Below are 18,034 nucleotides of genomic sequence, written 5' to 3'. Positions count from 1 at the left end.
TATTAAATTTATTTCGTGAGTAATTAAGCGTTTGCCGCTTTTAATTTAGGCTCCTGGATTTTGGTTTCAATCAGGTTCTCCTGATTATGAAGCGTCATGATGTTTAATTCCAATACTTCACAGCCACAGCGAGCTGTTAATACTTTTGGATCGATACTGTATTTGTTGATGGCTTTGAAACTATAGTCTTTCGGATAAGCAATGGCTTCAACATCAAAAGCTTCAATGAAATTTTTAAATGCTGCAACAGTACTTCCATAAAAATATTCTATACCAATGTTGTTGATTTGATTGGCATACTTCGCTTTGTAATTATTCAGCATTTGATAAAACTCATCACTGATGTTTTCGTAATCTTTGCTTCGGCGGCTTAACATTAACATATCCGTAATCGAATCTGATAATTTGAAAGCATGAACAAATATGATATTGAAAGTTTCGTTGGGTTGAGTTTGCGTTAAACCATCAATAATTTTGGTACTCGCTAAATTAAAATCTGTTGGTACTAATACTGTTTTCATGGTTTTATCTTGTTAAATGAATAAATATTTATACAAGTTTAGCGCAATGAGATTACAGCGAACTAAGAAGGAAATTAAAGCGAGATTAGAATTTAAAAACTTTAGAGTTTTAGGTTGTAAAAAATGGAATTTTACATGTTTGGATAGGCAAAAGTAAAATAATCATCTGAATAACTACGAATTTTTCAACAAAACTAATAAATGCTGGTTAACGGCAACAGTACTTTAATTTCTGTACCTATTCCTTCCTGCGATTTAATGGCAATGCTTCCGCGGTGTAACCTGATAATGTTCAGAGAAAGTGGCAAACCAATTCCATAACCTTTAAAAGAGTTGGTGTTTGATGCCCGATAAAATGGTTCAAAAATGTGCTGAATATCCGTTTGTGGAATTCCAATACCCTGATCGGTTACCGCAATGGAAAGTGAATTAGCGCTAGCTTCGATGGCAATGTTCACTAACTTATCATTCGAATATTTGCATGCATTGCTTACAATGTTTGTCAGGGCAAGTTTAATGAGGTTTTTATTGATTTTCAGACTCAACAGTTCATCATCATCAGGAAGCTTAGAAAAATCGATTTCAATTTTACTTTCGGGATGAACCTGATTTACCGAAGCCTTGATTTCCCAAAGTAATTCATCCATTCTAACCAATTCCCAGGGTTGGTTTTTGCCATTAAATCCCGATTGAGCCAATCCCAGTAAACTGGTTAAAATATGTTCCAGTCGTTCGGCTTCGTCTTTAATTTTGGCTAACGCCAGATGTTGCTTCTGCGCATCGCCATTTTTTAAAGCCAGTTCTACCTCGCCGCTAATGATGGTTAATGGCGTTCTTAATTCATGCGAAGCATTGCTGATAAAGTTGTTTTGCGTTTCAAATGCTGTTTCCAGCCGGTTTAACATGTTGTTAAAGGTTTGTGCCAGCTGCGACATTTCATCGGTACCTTTTTTTACGTCTAAACGCATGTGGAGGTTTTCTGCCTTTATTTTTTTTACGCTTTTTATCACATTTCGCAAGGGCATAAGCATGTAATTGGAGAATCGCCAGCCCACAACGAACGACAAAAAGACCGACAGGAAAAAGCCAATAATCAATATTTTTTGAAGGTCTCGAAGCTCACGGAAGCCAAAGGGATCATTGGCAGAAACAATTACAATGTATCCTTTAGGTCCGTTTCTAAAAAACTTACCTGCATAAAAATGATTTTCAACACGATACCTGGCCATCGAACCCGTGTTTATTTTATCATAGAAGCTTTTGGGAAGTTCGCGGTCAACTTTGTTCTTTGTTTGACTGGCATCAAGAATAAATTCTTGTTCAGAAGGCAAACGTTCCAGATATTGGTTACGCATTTGGGCAACCACGCTGTTATTGTCATCTTCGTAAAGCTTAATCTGGGCGGCGATGTTTACCCTCGCTTCTAAACGTTTGTAAAAATCTTCAAAGGCAAACTCATTAGAGAAGTACCAAACAAAACCACTTAATAATGAAATAATTACCGCCGAAAGTATTGCGAATAGCAGCGTGATTTTTTTGGCAATATCCATTGGCTATCCTTTTAGCACATAACCCAAACCCACGGCGGTATGTATCAGTTTCTGATCTGAATTTTTATCAATTTTTTTGCGAAGATAATTTACATACACATCAACTACGTTGGTGCCAAGATTAAAATCAATATCCCAAACACTTTCTAAAATATCAATCCGGGAGAGGATTTTCGATTTGTTTTTGGCCATGTACTCCAACAAACGGTATTCAGTTGCAGTGAGCACCACCTCTGTATTGTTTCGTTTTACGCTTTTGGCACTCAAATTTATCTGCAAATCAGCAACGTTAATTACCTGGTCAAGGCTTGCCGATCCTGTATAACGCCTCAATAACATTCTAATGCGGGCAAAAAGTTCTGCAAATTTAAAAGGCTTAATTAAATAGTCATCGGCACCATTATCTAAACCATTCACTACATTTTCTGTAGTGCCCAAAGCAGTTAGCATAATGATGGGTACATTTGGTTTTTCAGCCTTAATAATTTTGCAAAGTTCCAATCCATTTATTCCAGGAAGCATAATATCCAGTATGACTAAATCAAATTCATTTTCTAAAGCCAGCTGTTTACCGATGAGGCCATCAGGTGCTACACTTACGGTGAAACCTTCTTCGGTTAAGCCTCTGGAAATAACAGAAACCACATTTGGCTCATCTTCTACTAGTAATAAATTCATGCCGGGCAAATAATCTAAAAATAAGGATATAACAAAATCTGATGATGATAGATTTTTGAAATTAAAGCTTTTTAACGCAATAACGACATAAAAGTTTATTTATTAAAAAGTGGGGAGAAATAAAAAGGCTGTATTATAGACCAGTTTTCGCCTGAACTTTGTCTAGTTGAGCTTGCCGAAATGCCCTTTAAAGCAGTTTCTCTAAGTCCTTCAACTGGCTCAGGATGATATTCGATTGATGATACAGCCTTAACGATGATGTTAAAATTGACTAATTTTCTTTTTCTGATTTTTCTTTCAGGCTTGCTAGTCCGCTTTCAAAATCCTTTCCAATCATGCCGTCCATTCCACCCATAAAAACACACATCCACTTGCTGATCATGTTATTTTCTCCACTCATGGTCCAGGTTACCTTTTGACCGTTTCCATCAGGCACAATATCAAATTTGGTATCTGCTACGCTTTCAAAAGGCTCAATAAATTTCAGCTCGATGTCTATTTTTTTATTGGGCTTTAGTGATTCTATTTTCATATAACCTGAGCCGGTTTCTTTGCCCACCCAATTATATTGATGCCCCGTCGTTACAGGAGTACCAGAAAATGTAGTTTTGGCAGAAGGTTCCATTTTTGCCCAGGGATTCCAAAGGTAAAATTCATTAAAATCAGCAATGTTTTTGTAGATTACGCTATCCGGAGCATTGATCACTGTTGATCTGGAAACAGAATATGTTTTTGGTAGAAAGAAACTTCCCACAACGAAAATAATCGCCACGACAACGATGATGCCGAAAATAATTCTTAAAGCTTTCATATTTGATTTGTTTGGTTAATTAAATTTAACAAGAAACCAGATAAATCAAAAAATATTAAACAATGTTGATCTTGGATTTTGGAGCATTTATTTTAAAATCCATTAAATCGGCAATGGATTGCGCTTTTTGTTTAATGGTTTCTGCATTTTTACCAGCAAAAAGTTCATCGACGGTTTCCATGAAAATGAGCTTCCAGGCATTAAATTCATCAGCCTTTAAACCAATCTTATCATTTAATGCAAAATGAGTCAACATCGGGTTGCCTTTATAGGTTGCTGTACCAAACAAAATACTTTCCCAAAAATCATACATTTTAGGCAAATGGTGCGACCAATCTATCTTCGCAACATCAGTAAAGATTGGCCCAATCCTGGGGTTGAGCTGCACTTTTGTGTAGAACGTATCAACCAGATGGATCAGGTCATCCCGATTAAAAATGTCGTTTTTCATAAAATGTAAATATGTGCTAAAATATTCAGAATTGATCTCGTGATTAATACCAAACGTTATTTATACAGCCGAAGGACTAGCTTTTTATAGTTAATTACCGCTTTATACTGCATTAAAATGTCTCCTCCGATAATTCCAATAATTGGTGGATGACCGAATTGCTGGTAGGTTTCAGTAACCGATTGAAGATCAAAAGCAACGGTTTCATAGTTTTTGATCTTCAGTGGCCCGATTTTAACTTCAGGAATAGTGGCCTGTATGGTCGTTGTGGTGGTAAAAAGGGTAGCGGCGTTAATTTCTTCAGATACATGAAGTGTTTCTGCAAGATGCCGCTCGATCAGTAACTTATCAAAAACGCTTCTTGATGCGCCGGTATCTAAAACGGCAAAATGTTTTTCCTTAAAAACAACAACTTCCACCAAAAGGTGGAAGCCGTCATCCTGTAAGTTCAGTAATTTTAATGGGATTGAAATTGAACTCATTTATACCAATTTCATGTCAGCCAATACGCTGTTCATATTTCTAACGGCATCGGCACTTTTGTTAAATGCAGCTTGCTCGCCATCTGTTAATTTAAAATCGATGATTTTTTCCCATCCCGAGCGACCAATAATTACCGGAACCCCTAAGCAAATATCTTCCTGGCCGTATTCACCTTCCAGTGAAACGCAGCAGGTAAACAGTTTTTTCTCATCGCGAAGAATGGCTTCAACCAAAGCTGCTCCAGCTGCACCAGGGGCATACCACGCCGAGGTGCCAATTAATCCTGTTAATGTTGCGCCACCAACCATCGTATCTGATGCAACTTTATCTAAGGTTGCCTGGTCTAACAAGTTGCTTACCGGCAAGCTTTGATAGGTTGCCAGACGGGTTAATGGAATCATTGTCGTATCGCCATGGCCACCTATTACAAAACCCTGCAAATCGCTTGGGTTACAATTTAAAGCCTGAGATAAGTAGAATTTAAAACGGCTGCTATCTAAAGTTCCGCCCATACCGATAATACGGTTTTTAGGAAGTCCTAAAGATTTCAGTGCCAGATAAGTCATGGTATCCATTGGATTACTAATCACAATAATGATTGCCTCTGGAGAAAACTTTAATATATTTTCAGCAACACCTTTTACAATTCCAGCATTAATGCCAATCAATTCTTCGCGAGTCATTCCAGGTTTGCGTGGTAAGCCCGAAGTAATCACTACAACATCAGAACCAGCAGTTTTGCTGTAGTCGCCGGTTACACCAGTAATTTTTGTATCGAAGCCTAAAAGGGTAGCGGTCTGCATCATGTCAATCGCTTTACCTTCGGCAAAACCTTCTTTGATATCTAACAAAACAAGTTCGTTTGCTAATTCTTTTCTGGCAATATTATCTGCACAAGTAGCGCCAACTGCGCCAGCACCTACAACCGTTACTTTCATATATTTTTATTTAATGGTTTGCTCATCCTAAATATTAATCGAAGGTAGAAATAAATATAAGGTTAAAAAATCCTTTTCAAAACTTTATAATTAAGGAATGGTTTAGTTATTACTAGTTTCAAAGACGAATTAAATCCTCATATTATGGAAAATAAACCTATTGGCAATATTGATTATAAAGCGTTCGAAGGTAAATGGTACTCCCTATATTCCATTCCGACTTTAATGGATAAAAATTGGAAACAAACCACTGAAACCTACACTTTAAAAGATGATGATCATTTTGATGTACTAACTACTTACCATAAGGAAGGAAACCCTGAAGAAAAAACAATTACCTCAAAATTGTTTTTTGATGAAGATCGGCCTGATGGCGATATGAAAGCTCAGTTTTTATGGCCATTTAAAATTGGGTACTGGATTATTGAGATTGCAGCCGATTACAGTTATGTTGTTGTTGGTCATCCAGATGAAAAGTATTTATTCATTATGGCCAGAGAACCAAAAATGGAAGCGGCGTTACTGGTTGATATTATTGAAAGATGCCGGGAAAAAGGTTATGACGTGAGTGAATTGGTGAGCCAGGAGCATTTTTAAAAAATATTGCTCGAAATAAATAGCTAGTCAGTTTTGATGTTTTACTACTTAACGTCTATAAATTCTGTTGCCTGCTGAATGTTTTTATCAAGTAGTAAATTATCAAAATTATCCTGTTTGGAAATACTAATTTCCGGTATAATCTTCTCGTAATAATTCCCATTTCTATCACAATCATATGATGTGGTTAGGGCCATCGTAATATTAAAAGGCAATTTACAGGCAATATTCCCTGTAGTAGCGCCATACGTACTTTGTCCAATAAATTTAGTATTTGATCTGCCTTTAAATGCCATTGCCACAACTTCCCCCGAACTTGCTGTGAACAACCCAGTAATGATGCTTACCCTTTTTTTATCTAACAATTCGCCCATGGGATGTATAAAAGATATTGTTTTTGATTTTTCAATAAGTTTTCCATGATCTAATCTAAACTTACTTTCCTGTTTTTTATCGCTGTTAAGTGAACCACCGATATCATTGTTTCCCAAAAAATCATATAGTGCAAGAAGCATTGGCCATGAATTGCCACCGGTATTAAATCTTAAATCTATAATCCAGCCTTCAATATTTTTCTGAGCTTTAGTTTCAGCAATTTTGTTGTATAATGGCTGTGCTATATTATGGATATTCGAAGCGCTTATATCAAAAGACAACATAGCCGGAATTAATATGTAACCATATCTATCGTTAAGTACTTTTACTTCAAAGGTTGGTTTGGTATCATATTTCTTTTTCCATTGCTCACTGTAATCCTCTTTTGAAATATTTTTTACGGTAGCAGAATATTTATTTTGCTTGTAGTAAACATTGCAATGTGTTGCACCTATTTTGTCAAATAGTTTTTTAATTCCAGAGAGAGCGTTTTGAAAAGTATTGTATTGATTTAAATCCTGCTTAGTTTGAGATTCAATTAATTCCCAGTTAATTTTCTCTTTGTGTAAGTATTTAGTCTTTAGTGTCGAAAAAAGGTTTTCATAAAATATTTTAATGCTGTCTTGCGTTGTCATTTTTTTTTGCGCACTAACGTCAAGAGATAGAATAAAAACAAAAATTACGGCTAATAGTCTTTTCATCTGTTTTGAAAATTAATTATTAACCGATAGACGAATTTATAGTGATAACGGTTGCAAGTTTTATAGAATTTTAAGGACAATTAAAATCTTTCCGCTAAAACAATGTTGTTATCATGTACCATATACGTGATCATATTTTAGATATTTTGTTGATAAAATCCTGACAACATCAATATTCAAATTCCTTATTTTTGAAGAACCGTTATTCTTCTGCAGCGGCTAATTCTTAAAATACAATATGTACTTAATTTTTGATACTGAAACTACGGGTTTGCCACGTAATTACAATGCGCCAATTACTGATACCGATAACTGGCCGCGTTGTATTCAAATTGCATGGCAATTGCATGATGAGATGGGGAGGATGGTTGAACATCAGGATTATTTAGTAAGGCCGGAAGGATTTAACATTCCTTATGATGCAGAAAGGATTCATGGGATTTCGACCGACTTGGCGACAGAACAAGGGATTTCATTTGATGAAATGCTGGCTAAGTTTAATGAAGTTTTAAGCAAAGCAAAGTTCATCGTTGGCCAGAATGTTGGTTTTGATGTGAACATAATGGGTTGTGAGTTTCATAGGTTCGGTGTTGCAAATCGCCTGGCTGAATTGCCAGTGCTTGATACATGTACCGAAGTAACTGCACAGCTTTTACAATTGCCAGGTGGTAGAGGTGGTAAATTCAAACTTCCTACTTTGACTGAATTACACTCGTATTTGTTCGGTGTTCCTTTTAATGAGGCGCACAATGCTACAGCCGATGTGGAAGCCACTACACGCTGCTTTTTAGAACTGGTAAAACGTGAAGTATTTAAAAAAGAAGAACTTCTTGTTGATGCAGAATATTTCCCACGTTTTAGAGAGATCAACCCTGCACTAATTGAAGGTGTTGGGTTAAAGCATATCAATTTGAAGGCTGCTTCTGATGAAATCCGCAGACGCCTGCAAAAAACCGAAGGCGGTGGCGTTTCAAAACAAGAGCTCGCAGAAAACAAACAGGAACTTGCTGCGGCAACGTTTGTGCATTTGCATAACCATACCCAGTTTTCAGTTTTACAAAGTACCATCAGCATTCCTGCTTTGGTAAAAGCAGCTGCGGTACAAAAAATGCCGGCAGTGGCGATGACCGATCATGCCAATATGATGGGCGCATTCCACTTTGTAAATGCTGTACTCAATCATAATAAAGCCGCAGAGGCTAAAAATGCCGAAGCCATCGAAGCAGGGCAGCGGCCGACTGAAGTGGTGATGACACCAATTGTGGGAGTAGAATTCTTCGTTTGCGATGATCACTTGAACAGAACAGCAAAAGACAATGGCTACCAAATGGTATTATTGGCTAAGAACAAGAATGGCTATCACAACCTGGCCAAAATGTCGTCTATTGCCTATACCAAAGGTTTTTACTACGTTCCGCGTATTGATAGAAATGTAATTGAGCAGTACAAGGATGATATTATTGTACTGTCTGGAAACCTTTCCGGAGAGATTTCTAACAAGCTTTTAAACATGGGTGAAAACCAGGCAGAAGAAGCTTTGGTATGGTGGAAAGAAAAGTTTGGCGAAGATTTTTATGTGGAGGTTATGCGCCACAACCAGGAAGATGAAGATCGGGTAAACGCTTCCTTAATTTCTTTGGCCAAGAAGCACGAGGTCAAACTCGTTGCTACTAACAACACGTATTACATCAATAAAAAAGATGCTAATGCGCATGATATTTTGCTTTGTGTAAAAGACGGTGAAAAACAAGCCACGCCAATCGGACGCGGACGCGGTTACCGTTATGGTTTGCCTAATCAAGAATATTATTTCAAATCGGGTGATGAAATGAAGGCGCTTTTTGCCGATTTACCTGAGGCGATTTTAAATATACAGGAGATTGTAGATAAGATTGAAACCTACAAACTTGCCCGTGAAGTACTTTTGCCGAAGTTCGATATTCCAGAACAGTTTCTTGTTGCGGAGGATGAAGTTGACGGCGGTAAACGCGGTGAAAATAAATTTTTGAGGCACTTAACTTATGAAGGCGCCAAAATCAGATACGGGGAATTAACGCCACCGGTAATTGAGCGTTTAGACTTCGAGTTGGCCACCATTGAGAAAACCGGTTATCCAGGTTACTTCCTTATTGTACAGGATTTTATTGCCGAAGCCCGTCGCAGAGATGTATCGGTTGGTCCCGGTCGTGGATCAGCTGCGGGTTCAGTGGTTGCATATTGCCTATGGATTACCAATATCGATCCGATTAAGTACGATCTGCTTTTTGAGCGTTTCTTAAATCCCGATCGTGTTTCCATGCCCGATATTGATATCGATTTTGATGATGAGGGTCGTGGCCGTGTAATGGAATATGTAATTAATAAATATGGTTCCAGCCAGGTGGCGCAAATCATCACTTATGGAACCATGGCGGCCAAGTCATCCATCCGTGATACGGCAAGGGTTTTAGATTTGCCTTTATTTGAGGCCGATAAAATCGCGAAGCTGATTCCAAACATGAAGCTGGCAAAAATCTTCAATCTAGATGAAAAAGCGTTAAAAGATGCTTTACGTCCGGATGAATATGAGCGTGTAGTCGAACTTAAAAATCTAGGCAATTTAAAAGATTTGAGTGCCGAAACCATTCAACAGGCACAGGTTTTAGAAGGATCGTTAAGAAATACAGGTATTCATGCCTGTGGTGTAATTATTACGCCAAGTGATATTACGAATTTTGTTCCGGTTGCCACCGCAAAGGATTCTGATTTGTATGTTACCCAATTTGATAACTCGGTAGTAGAGAGCGCCGGCTTACTGAAAATGGACTTCCTGGGGTTAAAAACCCTTACCTTAATTAAAGACACCGTTAAACTGGTGAAGAAAAGACATGGCATTAATCTGGATCCGGATACTTTTCCGATTGATGATGTGATGACTTACGAACTCTTCCAGCGTGGTGAAACCATCGGTATTTTTCAGTATGAGAGTCCGGGTATGCAGAAATACATGAAGGAATTAAAGCCAACGGTTTTCGACGATTTAATTGCCATGAATGCCTTGTACCGCCCGGGACCGATGGAATATATTCCGAGTTTCGTACGCAGGAAAAATGGTGAAGAAGAAATTCAATACGATTTGGATGCCTGTGAAGAATACTTAAAAGAAACTTATGGTATTACGGTTTATCAGGAGCAGGTAATGCTTTTATCGCAAAAATTAGCTGGTTTTACCAAAGGTGAGGCCGACGTTTTGCGTAAGGCGATGGGTAAAAAACAGAAAGATGTTCTGGATAAAATGAAGCCTAAATTTGTAAAGCAAGCGGCCGAAAAAGGTCATGATGCTGCAACTTTAGAAAAAATCTGGAAAGATTGGGAAGCATTTGCCTCTTATGCATTTAACAAATCACACTCTACCTGTTACGCCTGGATTGCTTACCAAACGGCCTATTTAAAAGCACATTATCCGGCAGAATATATGGCTGCGGTACTTTCCAATAACATGAGCGACATTAAACAGGTAGCGTTCTTCATGGAGGAATGTCGCCAAATGGGCGTTACGGTTTTGGGTCCTGATGTAAACGAATCTGATTTGAAATTCTCAGTAAACGTTCGTGGAGAAGTGCGCTTTGGTATGTCGGCAGTGAAAGGTGTGGGTGAGAAAGCGGTAGAAAGCATCATCGAAGAAAGATTATTAAATGGGCCATATGCTTCGGTTTATGATTTTGCCAAACGATCGAATACCCGGATCGTCAATAAAAAAGCTTACGAAAGTTTTGTTTATAGCGGCGCATTTGATGCTTTCGGTGGCCATAGGGCACAGTTTTTCTACATCGGTCCACATGATAAGATGAACGGAATCGAAAAGATCATCAAGTTTGCCAACGATTTTCAGAACAATGAAAGTACCTCACAGGCTTCATTGTTTGGCGGTTCAAAGGCCGATTTGATTTTAGAACCTACTTTGCCTGTTTCTCCTGAATGGGCATTGATGGATCGTCTGAAATACGAAAAAGATGCCATCGGAATTTTCCTTTCAGGGCACCCTTTGGATAACTATAAATTGGAGCTTGATAAGTTTTGTACACATGGTGTAAGGCAGCTGAGCATTATCAATAAGGTTAGAATGGGTGATACCAATGAAGAAGTTTTGGCTGAGTTTGCCAAACTTCAGAACCGCGAGCTTTGCGTAGGCGGATTAGTAGTTGCGGCATCGCAAAGGATTACTAAAACAGGTAAACCATTCGGCACATTTGTATTTGAAGATTATGATGACGCCTGCGAAATGGCACTATTTGGTGAAGATTTTTTAAAGTTTAAATCATTTTTAACTGAAGGTTATTTCTTGCAGATTAGAGGCAGGGTAGGAGAACGTTTTGGCAAAGCCGGCGATTGGGAATTTAAAATTACTGCCATTAATCTGATGTCGGAATTACGAGATAAGCTGGCGAAGAGTTTAACTATTCAGGTTCCAATTGAACGGGTGAATGAAGAGTTAATGCGGGAAATTGAAGCCATATTAGCAGACAATAAGGCAAACTCTGAGCAACAGAACTGCCAACTTAACTTTGCAGTTTTTGATAGCGAAAAGCAGATAATGTTGGATTTACCTTCGAAAAATTTAAAAATAAATCCTAACAATAAGTTCCTAGAACAATTGGTGGGATTGAATGTTGTAAATTACAAGTTAAACTAGGTTTATCGTATGTTAATGGTTTCCAGGTTAAAATTTGCGTGTTTCAATTCATGCAGAACCCAAAACCTTAATCAAATGGAGTTAACTGATAACCTGTAACACCTAAGTGTCAAATTGACATTACAGTGTAGTTGGCATTACAATTGAATACATATATTTGAACATAAAAAAAATAATTATGGCATTAGAAATCACAGATGCAAACTTTGAAGAGCTTGTATTAAAATCAGATAAACCCGTATTAGTAGATTTTTGGGCAGAATGGTGTGGCCCTTGTCGCATGGTTGGTCCAGTAGTAGAAGAAATTGCTAAAGAATATGATGGTAAAGCAGTAGTTGGAAAAGTGAATGTTGATAACAACCCTCAAATTTCTATGCAGTTCGGTATTCGTAACATTCCAGCTTTATTATATTTCAAAGATGGTCAAGTAGTTGACAAACAAGTTGGTGCGGTTCCAAAATCAGTATTAGCTGATAAATTAAACAAACAATTGGCTTAACTAACGGTTGATGGTGGAAGCAAAAGGTTTAAGTTAAATCAATTGCGCAAACCTCACTAATAATATTACAAAAACCCGGGTTCAATAAATGAATTCGGGTTTTTTTATGAGCAAATATTTTTGTTCCTTTAAGAGAAAAATGCATTATTCCTATGAAACTGATTACTAACAAAACATTAGGTATTCTAATTGCTGGATTTACACTGAACTGCGCAAATGTTGCATCTGTTTCAGCACAAAATCCCGTAGAAACCGAAAAACCTACAGCTGATTATAAACCCGCGTTCGCAGGCCAAACGCGTATAGCAGGCGTTAAAACTTCCACTCCGCTTGAGATATCAATCATCAACGGGAAATTGGAAAATCCATGGGCAATTGCTGTACTTCCAAATGGAGGTTTTTTGATTACCCAAAAGCAAGGAACAATGGTTATTCTTGATGCTAATGGAAAACTCACTAAAAAAATTGAAGGTTTGCCCAAGGTTGACGCTTCAGGACAAGGTGGGTTACTAGATGTAACTTTAGATCCTGATTTCGCTAAAAACAAAATGGTTTACTGGGCCTTTTCGGAGCCGCAAGCTAAAGGTGTACTTTTAGCCATTGCGAAAGGTAAGTTATCGGCCAGTGAAACTAAGATTGAAAATCAAACCATCATTTATCGTGCTACGCCAGCGCATACTGGTAAGTTGCAATATGGCTCAAGAATTGTTTTTGATAAAAATGGAGATCTGTTTGTAAGTACAGGAGAACGGTCAGATCGTGAAGTAAGAATTCAGGCACAGCAATTGAATTCATCATTGGGGAAAATTCTTCATTTAACCAAAGATGGTAAAGCAGTTCCGAATGGGCCATTTGTTGGCAAAGCAGATGCTAAACCTGAAATTTATGCTTACGGCCTTCGTAATCCTGACGGACTGGCAATTAACCCGCAAACAGGTGATTTATGGGAAGCTGAATTTGGTCCCAGAGGTGGTGACGAAGTAAACCTGATTAAACCTGGTAAAAACTACGGCTGGCCAATCATAACTTACGGCATTGAATATAGCGGAAAGGCAGTGGGAGATGGCATTCAGCAAAAAGAAGGCATGGAACAACCTGTTTATTATTGGAACCCAGTGCTTTCTCCAGGATCAATCGCTTTCTACAACAGTAGCGTTATTCCGGAGTGGAAGGGTAATTTGTTTGTTGGCGGTCTGAGCGGCTCGCACATTAGCCGCTTGGTAATTAAGGACAACAAAGTAGTTGGCGAAGAAAGGCTACTTGCCGGTAAAGGGGAGCGTTTCCGCGATTTGGTGGAGAAAGACGGTGCCTTTTATGCCGTTACTGACAATGGTAATTTGTATAAAATAGCTAAGAAGTAAAATCTGAGCAAAGCAGGTCAAATCCCGAATTCATTAGATGAGTTCGGGATTTTTTTATGATTGATGTTTGAAAATGCTATTTCAGCTTTTCATCGCAATTACTGCCCCGCTTTTCATTACAAGTCCTCGCTACGCTGTGGGCTTTTCATTTCAATCGGGTTTATAAACCATAAATAGATGTACAATGGCGGCCACCTAAACCCGATAAAGTGGAAAACCCGAATCCCGATTTTAAGCGGGAGAGGATTTGAAACGATAGCGGGAACACACTCCAATATGATAAGCTGGCTAAGCTTTCCAAAAAAGAGATTCGCGGGATTATAAACAATTAATTCGTAAAACTTTTTTAGCTTTACCATATGCAGACGGTGAATTACGAAAATGAATCGGGTTTCGGGAATTTAGAATTATTGGCACAACAGGTGGTTGAAGGCTTTATTACAGGTTTGCATAAAAGTCCGTTTCATGGCTTTTCTGTAGAGTTTGCAGAGCATCGCCAGTATAATAACGGTGATAACGTAAAAAATATCGATTGGAAACTTTACGCCAAAACGGATAAACTGTACAGCAAACGTTTTGAAGAAGAAACCAATTTGCGCTGCCAGTTTGTGATCGATGTTTCTTCATCAATGTATTTTCCTGAACCTAAAAACAATAAGCTTACCTTCGCGATTCAGGCCACTGCGTCGTTAATGTATTTGCTCAAAAAGCAGCGTGATGCTTTCGGATTGAGTTTATTTACTGAAGAGGTTTTACTTAATTCTCCGGCCAAGTCTACCACTGTACATCAAAAATATTTGTTTACCCAGCTGGAAGATTTGTTGCAGAAACCAAAAGTTAATGCACAAACCAACTTAAGCGAGGCCTTGCATCAGGTTGCTGAGCTTATTCATAAACGGTCGTTAGTAGTAATATTCAGCGATTTGTTTAATACCCAAACAAGTATTGAAAAAACAGATCAGTTTTTTGATGCCCTGCAACACCTAAAATTTAACAAACATGAAGTAGTGGTTTTTAATGTGGTTGATCGATCAAAGGAAGTAAATTTCGAATTTGAAAACCGCCCCTATAAGTTTATTGATATGGAAACAGGTGACACCATTAAAGTGCATACCAATCAGGTTAAAGATAATTACAAAGATGCAGTATCTGTTTACAGGGCACAAATTGCTTTAAAATGTGCCCAATACAAAATTGATTTAATTGATGCCGATATAAATGAAGGATTTTATCCTATTCTTCAATCTTATCTAATTAAAAGACAAAAACTGGGTTAATGCCAGGTTCACCTTGCAAACAACTGGCATCTTGAGCTGTTAACTAGGAAACAATTTAATCCTTAAAACTATTAACATGTTAGAAAAAGGTACCAAAGCGCCAGATTTCGAGCTGAATGCTACTCCCGATCAAAAGATAAAACTCAAAGATTTTATTGGTAAGAATGTAATCTTAGCCTTCTATCCGGCAGATTGGAGTCCGGTTTGTAGTGATCAAATGGCACTTTACAACGAAATGTTAAAATATTTTTCGAAACACGATGCCCAGATTTTTGGTATTTCAGTAGATAGTGTTTGGTGCCATTTGGCTTTTGAAAAAGATAGGAAACTTCATTTCCCTTTATTAGCAGATTTTGAACCCAAAGGAGCCGTATCAAAAGCCTATGGGGTTTATGATGGTGAAGTTGGAGAAAGTAAACGGGCATTATTCGTAATTGATAAAGAAGGATTGATTGCCTGGAGTTACTTGTCACCAACAGCGGTAAATCCTGGTGCCGATGGCATTTTAGACGCGTTAGAGGAATTGGATAAAAAATGATATGAGCAATTTAAAACCTGAAGTAAGTAACAGCGATCATGTGCAAGGCAATGATGCTGCAACCATTACCATAGTAGAATTTGGCGATTACCAATGCCCTTTTTGTGGCGATGCTCATCCCATCATCAAAGAAATTGAAGATACATTTGGAGATCAGATCAAATTTGTATTTCGGAATTTCCCTCTACAAGAATCTCATCAGTTTGCTTTTTCTGCCGCCGCTGCTGCAGAAGCTGCAGCTTTGCAAGGTAAATTTTGGGAAATGCATGATGCACTTTATGAAAACCAATATCGGTTAGATGAAAATCTTTTTGAAGAGTTAGCCGAAACAGTTGGTCTTGATATGGAGAAATTTCAACAAGATTTTACTTCCGAAGCAGTTAAAGAAAAAGTAGATAACGATTTTGAAAGCGGGGTGAGGAGTGGTGTTAACGGAACGCCTTCATTTTATGTAAACGGGACTAAGTTTGATGGTGATGCCGCCGCTTTACATCAGATGCTAGAAGAAAGTACAGAATAAAATAAAAAAACCTCATGTATTTTGCAATACATGAGGTATCAGATAAGGGTAACCGGAAAACTAAAAAACTAATTATGAGTTTTTAGAATTTAACAAAATAGAAATCGCTTCGTGTTTTGTTGATGTAAAGGTGCGTTTCAATTATGAAGTTTTAGTGAAGAAACGAGCGCATTTAATTTATTTCGAAAATTGGTCTGCCATAAGTCAGATTAGGTCCCTTTCCTTCCAAAATGTAAAACAATATTTATAATTCAGGTATTTATAGAATGTCAGTTTCGTCGTGATGCTGATTTATCAAAAATACTTTCATGGGTAAAAATGTTGCAGAGCAACTGGTAGAAATGCTGGTTGAAGTTGGTGTTAAAAGAGTTTATGCCGTTACCGGCGATAGTTTGAACTATTTCAATGATGCGGTTAAAAGAAACGGAAAGATTAAATGGATTCATGTTCGAAATGAAGAAGTTGGTGCATTTGCTGCTGCGGCTGAAGCCGAACTGGATGGAATTGCCTGTTGTGCGGGCAGCTGTGGGCCCGGCCATGTTCATTTAATTAACGGACTTTATGATGCACATCGTTCTCATGTGCCAGTTATCGCGATTGCCTCTACCATCCCGACAGGAGAATTTGGAACTGATTTTTTCCAGGAAACCAATACCATCAAATTATTTGATGATTGTAGTTATTACAATCAAGTTGCAACCACTGCAGAACAGGCACCAAGAATGTTGCAAACGGCTATTCAACATGCTATTCATAAAAAAGGCGTTTCTGTATTTGGCTTACCTGGCGATGTTGCAGAAATGGATGCTGTAGAAAGCGTAACCTCCATGCAGCTATTCAATAATAAGCCTGTAATCCGGCCGTCTGATCAGGAATTGAATGCGTTGTCTGCAATATTGAATGAAGAAAAGAAAGTAATGATTTATTGTGGCATCGGTGCTGCTGAAGCTCACGATGAAGTGGTACAGTTGGCTTCAAGATTGAAAGCACCTGTAGGATTTTCCTTCCGTGGAAAAATGGGCATCCAATACAATAATCCATACGAGATAGGCATGACAGGTCTTTTGGGGCAACCTTCTGGTTATCATGCGATGCATGAAGCCGATCTGGTTTTACTTTTAGGAACTGATTTTCCCTATGTGAACTTCATGCCGGTTAAAAATAAAATTATTCAAATTGATGAGCGACCTGAACGTTTAGGCAGAAGAGCCAAATTAACCATGGGTTTATGTGGCAACATTGCCGACTCCATTAAAGCGCTGCTACCTTTATTAGAAGAAAAAACGGACGATAAATTCTTGAAATCGCAGCTTGAGTTTTACGAAAAGGTTAAGGAGAACCAACAGGTTTATGTGAAAGATCAGGGCGACGAGAATAAAATTCAGCCAGAGTTTGTAGCTGAAACGATTAATCGGTTAGCTGCTGATGATGCCATTTTTACGGTAGATACCGGAATGTGTTGCGTTTGGGGCGCCCGTTTTATTGATGGAACTGGAAAACGGAAAATGCTGGGATCATTTAATCACGGTTCAATGGCAAATGCAATGCCGATGGCTATTGGTGCTGCTTTGGCTCATCCTGAAAAACAGATTGTTGCACTGTGTGGCGATGGCGGGTTATCCATGCTTTTAGGTGATTTAGCAACCATCAAACAATATCATTTACCCATTAAGCTTATCGTTTTTAACAACCGTTCTTTAGGGATGGTTAAACTGGAAATGGAAGTGGATGGTTTGCCGGATAATGAAACCGATATGATTAATCCTGATTTTGCCTTGGTTGCCCAGGCGATGGGTTTCAAAGGTATTACGGTTTCTAAACCTGAAGAAGTAGAAAATGCAATCAGTCATGCCTTAAACGAAAGTGGCCCCATATTGCTTAACATCATGACCAATCCAAACGCATTGGCTATGCCGCCGAAAATTGAATGGGCACAAATAAAAGGAATGACAGAATCGATGGCTAAGTTAATGCTAGGCGGGAAAATGACTGAAGTTTTTGATACGATAAAATCTAACTACAAGCATCTAGGGGAGGTGCTTTAGAAAAACATAAAACAATC

16 protein-coding genes are annotated in these 18,034 nt (G+C 38.2%); 8 read left to right on the top strand and 8 right to left on the bottom strand.

Annotation, left to right across the window (positions count from 1 at the left end; all coding sequences use genetic code 11):
• Positions 1-23: 23 nt before the first annotated feature.
• From EA772_RS21660 to mdh, 7 genes are all read right to left on the bottom strand, one after another.
• Entirely contained in the window at positions 24-521 is a 498-nt protein-coding gene (locus EA772_RS21660; protein WP_124914909.1) for a hypothetical protein, read from the bottom strand.
• A 194-nt stretch (positions 522-715) separates the two neighbouring features.
• A complete protein-coding gene (locus EA772_RS21655; RefSeq protein ID WP_124914908.1) occupies positions 716-2,071 on the bottom strand; it encodes a HAMP domain-containing sensor histidine kinase in 1,356 nt (451 codons plus the stop codon).
• Positions 2,072-2,074: 3 nt separating this feature from the next.
• A complete protein-coding gene (locus tag EA772_RS21650; RefSeq protein ID WP_010602997.1) occupies positions 2,075-2,749 on the bottom strand; it encodes a response regulator transcription factor in 675 nt (224 codons plus the stop codon).
• 271 nt (positions 2,750-3,020) lie between these two features.
• Complete coding sequence (locus EA772_RS21645; protein ID WP_124914907.1) at positions 3,021-3,560, bottom strand: SRPBCC family protein; 540 nt, start codon at positions 3,558-3,560, stop codon at positions 3,021-3,023.
• A gap of 55 nt (positions 3,561-3,615) precedes the next feature.
• Complete coding sequence (locus EA772_RS21640) at positions 3,616-4,011, bottom strand: group III truncated hemoglobin (protein WP_124914906.1); 396 nt, start codon at positions 4,009-4,011, stop codon at positions 3,616-3,618.
• A 56-nt stretch (positions 4,012-4,067) separates the two neighbouring features.
• Complete coding sequence (locus tag EA772_RS21635) at positions 4,068-4,493, bottom strand: aspartyl protease family protein (protein ID WP_010602994.1); 426 nt, start codon at positions 4,491-4,493, stop codon at positions 4,068-4,070.
• Positions 4,494-5,432 carry a malate dehydrogenase gene (mdh, locus tag EA772_RS21630; protein ID WP_124914905.1) on the bottom strand — a complete coding sequence of 313 codons (939 nt, stop codon included), beginning with the start codon at positions 5,430-5,432 and terminating at the stop codon, positions 4,494-4,496.
• 144 nt (positions 5,433-5,576) lie between these two features.
• On the opposite strand from mdh, the gene EA772_RS21625 reads away from it, so the two are divergent.
• A complete protein-coding gene (locus EA772_RS21625) occupies positions 5,577-6,029 on the top strand; it encodes a lipocalin family protein (RefSeq protein ID WP_010602992.1) in 453 nt (150 codons plus the stop codon).
• Positions 6,030-6,073: 44 nt separating this feature from the next.
• On the opposite strand, the gene EA772_RS21620 is transcribed toward EA772_RS21625, so the two are convergent.
• Positions 6,074-7,105, bottom strand: coding sequence for a S41 family peptidase (locus EA772_RS21620; protein WP_124914904.1), 1,032 nt, complete (start codon positions 7,103-7,105; stop codon positions 6,074-6,076).
• A 238-nt stretch (positions 7,106-7,343) separates the two neighbouring features.
• Between EA772_RS21620 and dnaE the strand changes: the two genes are divergently transcribed.
• The 7 genes from dnaE to EA772_RS21585 all read left to right on the top strand — a co-directional run bounded on the left by dnaE (position 7,344) and on the right by EA772_RS21585 (position 18,017).
• Complete coding sequence (gene dnaE, locus EA772_RS21615) at positions 7,344-11,777, top strand: DNA polymerase III subunit alpha (RefSeq protein ID WP_124914903.1); 4,434 nt, start codon at positions 7,344-7,346, stop codon at positions 11,775-11,777.
• A gap of 178 nt (positions 11,778-11,955) precedes the next feature.
• Complete coding sequence (gene trxA / locus EA772_RS21610) at positions 11,956-12,276, top strand: thioredoxin (RefSeq protein WP_010602362.1); 321 nt, start codon at positions 11,956-11,958, stop codon at positions 12,274-12,276.
• A gap of 152 nt (positions 12,277-12,428) precedes the next feature.
• On the top strand, positions 12,429-13,637 hold the full coding sequence (locus tag EA772_RS21605; protein ID WP_124914902.1) for a PQQ-dependent sugar dehydrogenase: 1,209 nt from the start codon (positions 12,429-12,431) through the stop codon (positions 13,635-13,637).
• Positions 13,638-13,996: 359 nt separating this feature from the next.
• Positions 13,997-14,914, top strand: a complete 918-nt coding sequence (locus EA772_RS21600; protein ID WP_124914901.1) for a DUF58 domain-containing protein — start codon at positions 13,997-13,999, stop codon at positions 14,912-14,914.
• A gap of 76 nt (positions 14,915-14,990) precedes the next feature.
• Entirely contained in the window at positions 14,991-15,452 is a 462-nt protein-coding gene (locus EA772_RS21595; RefSeq protein WP_124914900.1) for a redoxin domain-containing protein, read from the top strand.
• 1 nt (position 15,453) lies between these two features.
• Positions 15,454-15,972: a thioredoxin domain-containing protein gene (locus EA772_RS21590; protein ID WP_124914899.1), complete on the top strand. Its 519-nt coding sequence runs from the start codon at positions 15,454-15,456 to the stop codon at positions 15,970-15,972.
• Positions 15,973-16,280: 308 nt separating this feature from the next.
• Positions 16,281-18,017 (top strand): thiamine pyrophosphate-dependent enzyme, encoded by a 1,737-nt coding sequence (locus tag EA772_RS21585; protein ID WP_124914898.1) that lies wholly within the window; start codon positions 16,281-16,283, stop codon positions 18,015-18,017.
• Positions 18,018-18,034 lie beyond the last annotated feature (17 nt).

This window comes from Pedobacter sp. G11 (assembly GCF_003860265.1).
GTDB lineage: Bacteria > Bacteroidota > Bacteroidia > Sphingobacteriales > Sphingobacteriaceae > Pedobacter > Pedobacter agri.
Note: the sequence above shows the minus strand (reverse complement) of the source record. Positions and strands in the feature narration are given on the sequence as shown.

Bases quoted from the DNA above. Each gene is read 5' to 3' on its own strand.
- EA772_RS21660 (WP_124914909.1), bottom strand. From the start codon at position 521: ATGAAAACAGTATTAGTACCAACAGATTTTAATTTAGCGAGTACCAAA.
- EA772_RS21655 (WP_124914908.1), bottom strand. From the start codon at position 2,071: ATGGATATTGCCAAAAAAATCACGCTGCTATTCGCAATACTTTCGGCG.
- EA772_RS21650 (WP_010602997.1), bottom strand. From the start codon at position 2,749: ATGAATTTATTACTAGTAGAAGATGAGCCAAATGTGGTTTCTGTTATT.
- EA772_RS21645 (WP_124914907.1), bottom strand. From the start codon at position 3,560: ATGAAAGCTTTAAGAATTATTTTCGGCATCATCGTTGTCGTGGCGATT.
- EA772_RS21640 (WP_124914906.1), bottom strand. From the start codon at position 4,011: ATGAAAAACGACATTTTTAATCGGGATGACCTGATCCATCTGGTTGAT.
- EA772_RS21635 (WP_010602994.1), bottom strand. From the start codon at position 4,493: ATGAGTTCAATTTCAATCCCATTAAAATTACTGAACTTACAGGATGAC.
- mdh (WP_124914905.1), bottom strand. From the start codon at position 5,432: ATGAAAGTAACGGTTGTAGGTGCTGGCGCAGTTGGCGCTACTTGTGCA.
- EA772_RS21625 (WP_010602992.1), top strand. From the start codon at position 5,577: ATGGAAAATAAACCTATTGGCAATATTGATTATAAAGCGTTCGAAGGT.
- EA772_RS21620 (WP_124914904.1), bottom strand. From the start codon at position 7,105: ATGAAAAGACTATTAGCCGTAATTTTTGTTTTTATTCTATCTCTTGAC.
- dnaE (WP_124914903.1), top strand. From the start codon at position 7,344: ATGTACTTAATTTTTGATACTGAAACTACGGGTTTGCCACGTAATTAC.
- trxA (WP_010602362.1), top strand. From the start codon at position 11,956: ATGGCATTAGAAATCACAGATGCAAACTTTGAAGAGCTTGTATTAAAA.
- EA772_RS21605 (WP_124914902.1), top strand. From the start codon at position 12,429: ATGAAACTGATTACTAACAAAACATTAGGTATTCTAATTGCTGGATTT.
- EA772_RS21600 (WP_124914901.1), top strand. From the start codon at position 13,997: ATGCAGACGGTGAATTACGAAAATGAATCGGGTTTCGGGAATTTAGAA.
- EA772_RS21595 (WP_124914900.1), top strand. From the start codon at position 14,991: ATGTTAGAAAAAGGTACCAAAGCGCCAGATTTCGAGCTGAATGCTACT.
- EA772_RS21590 (WP_124914899.1), top strand. From the start codon at position 15,454: ATGAGCAATTTAAAACCTGAAGTAAGTAACAGCGATCATGTGCAAGGC.
- EA772_RS21585 (WP_124914898.1), top strand. From the start codon at position 16,281: ATGGGTAAAAATGTTGCAGAGCAACTGGTAGAAATGCTGGTTGAAGTT.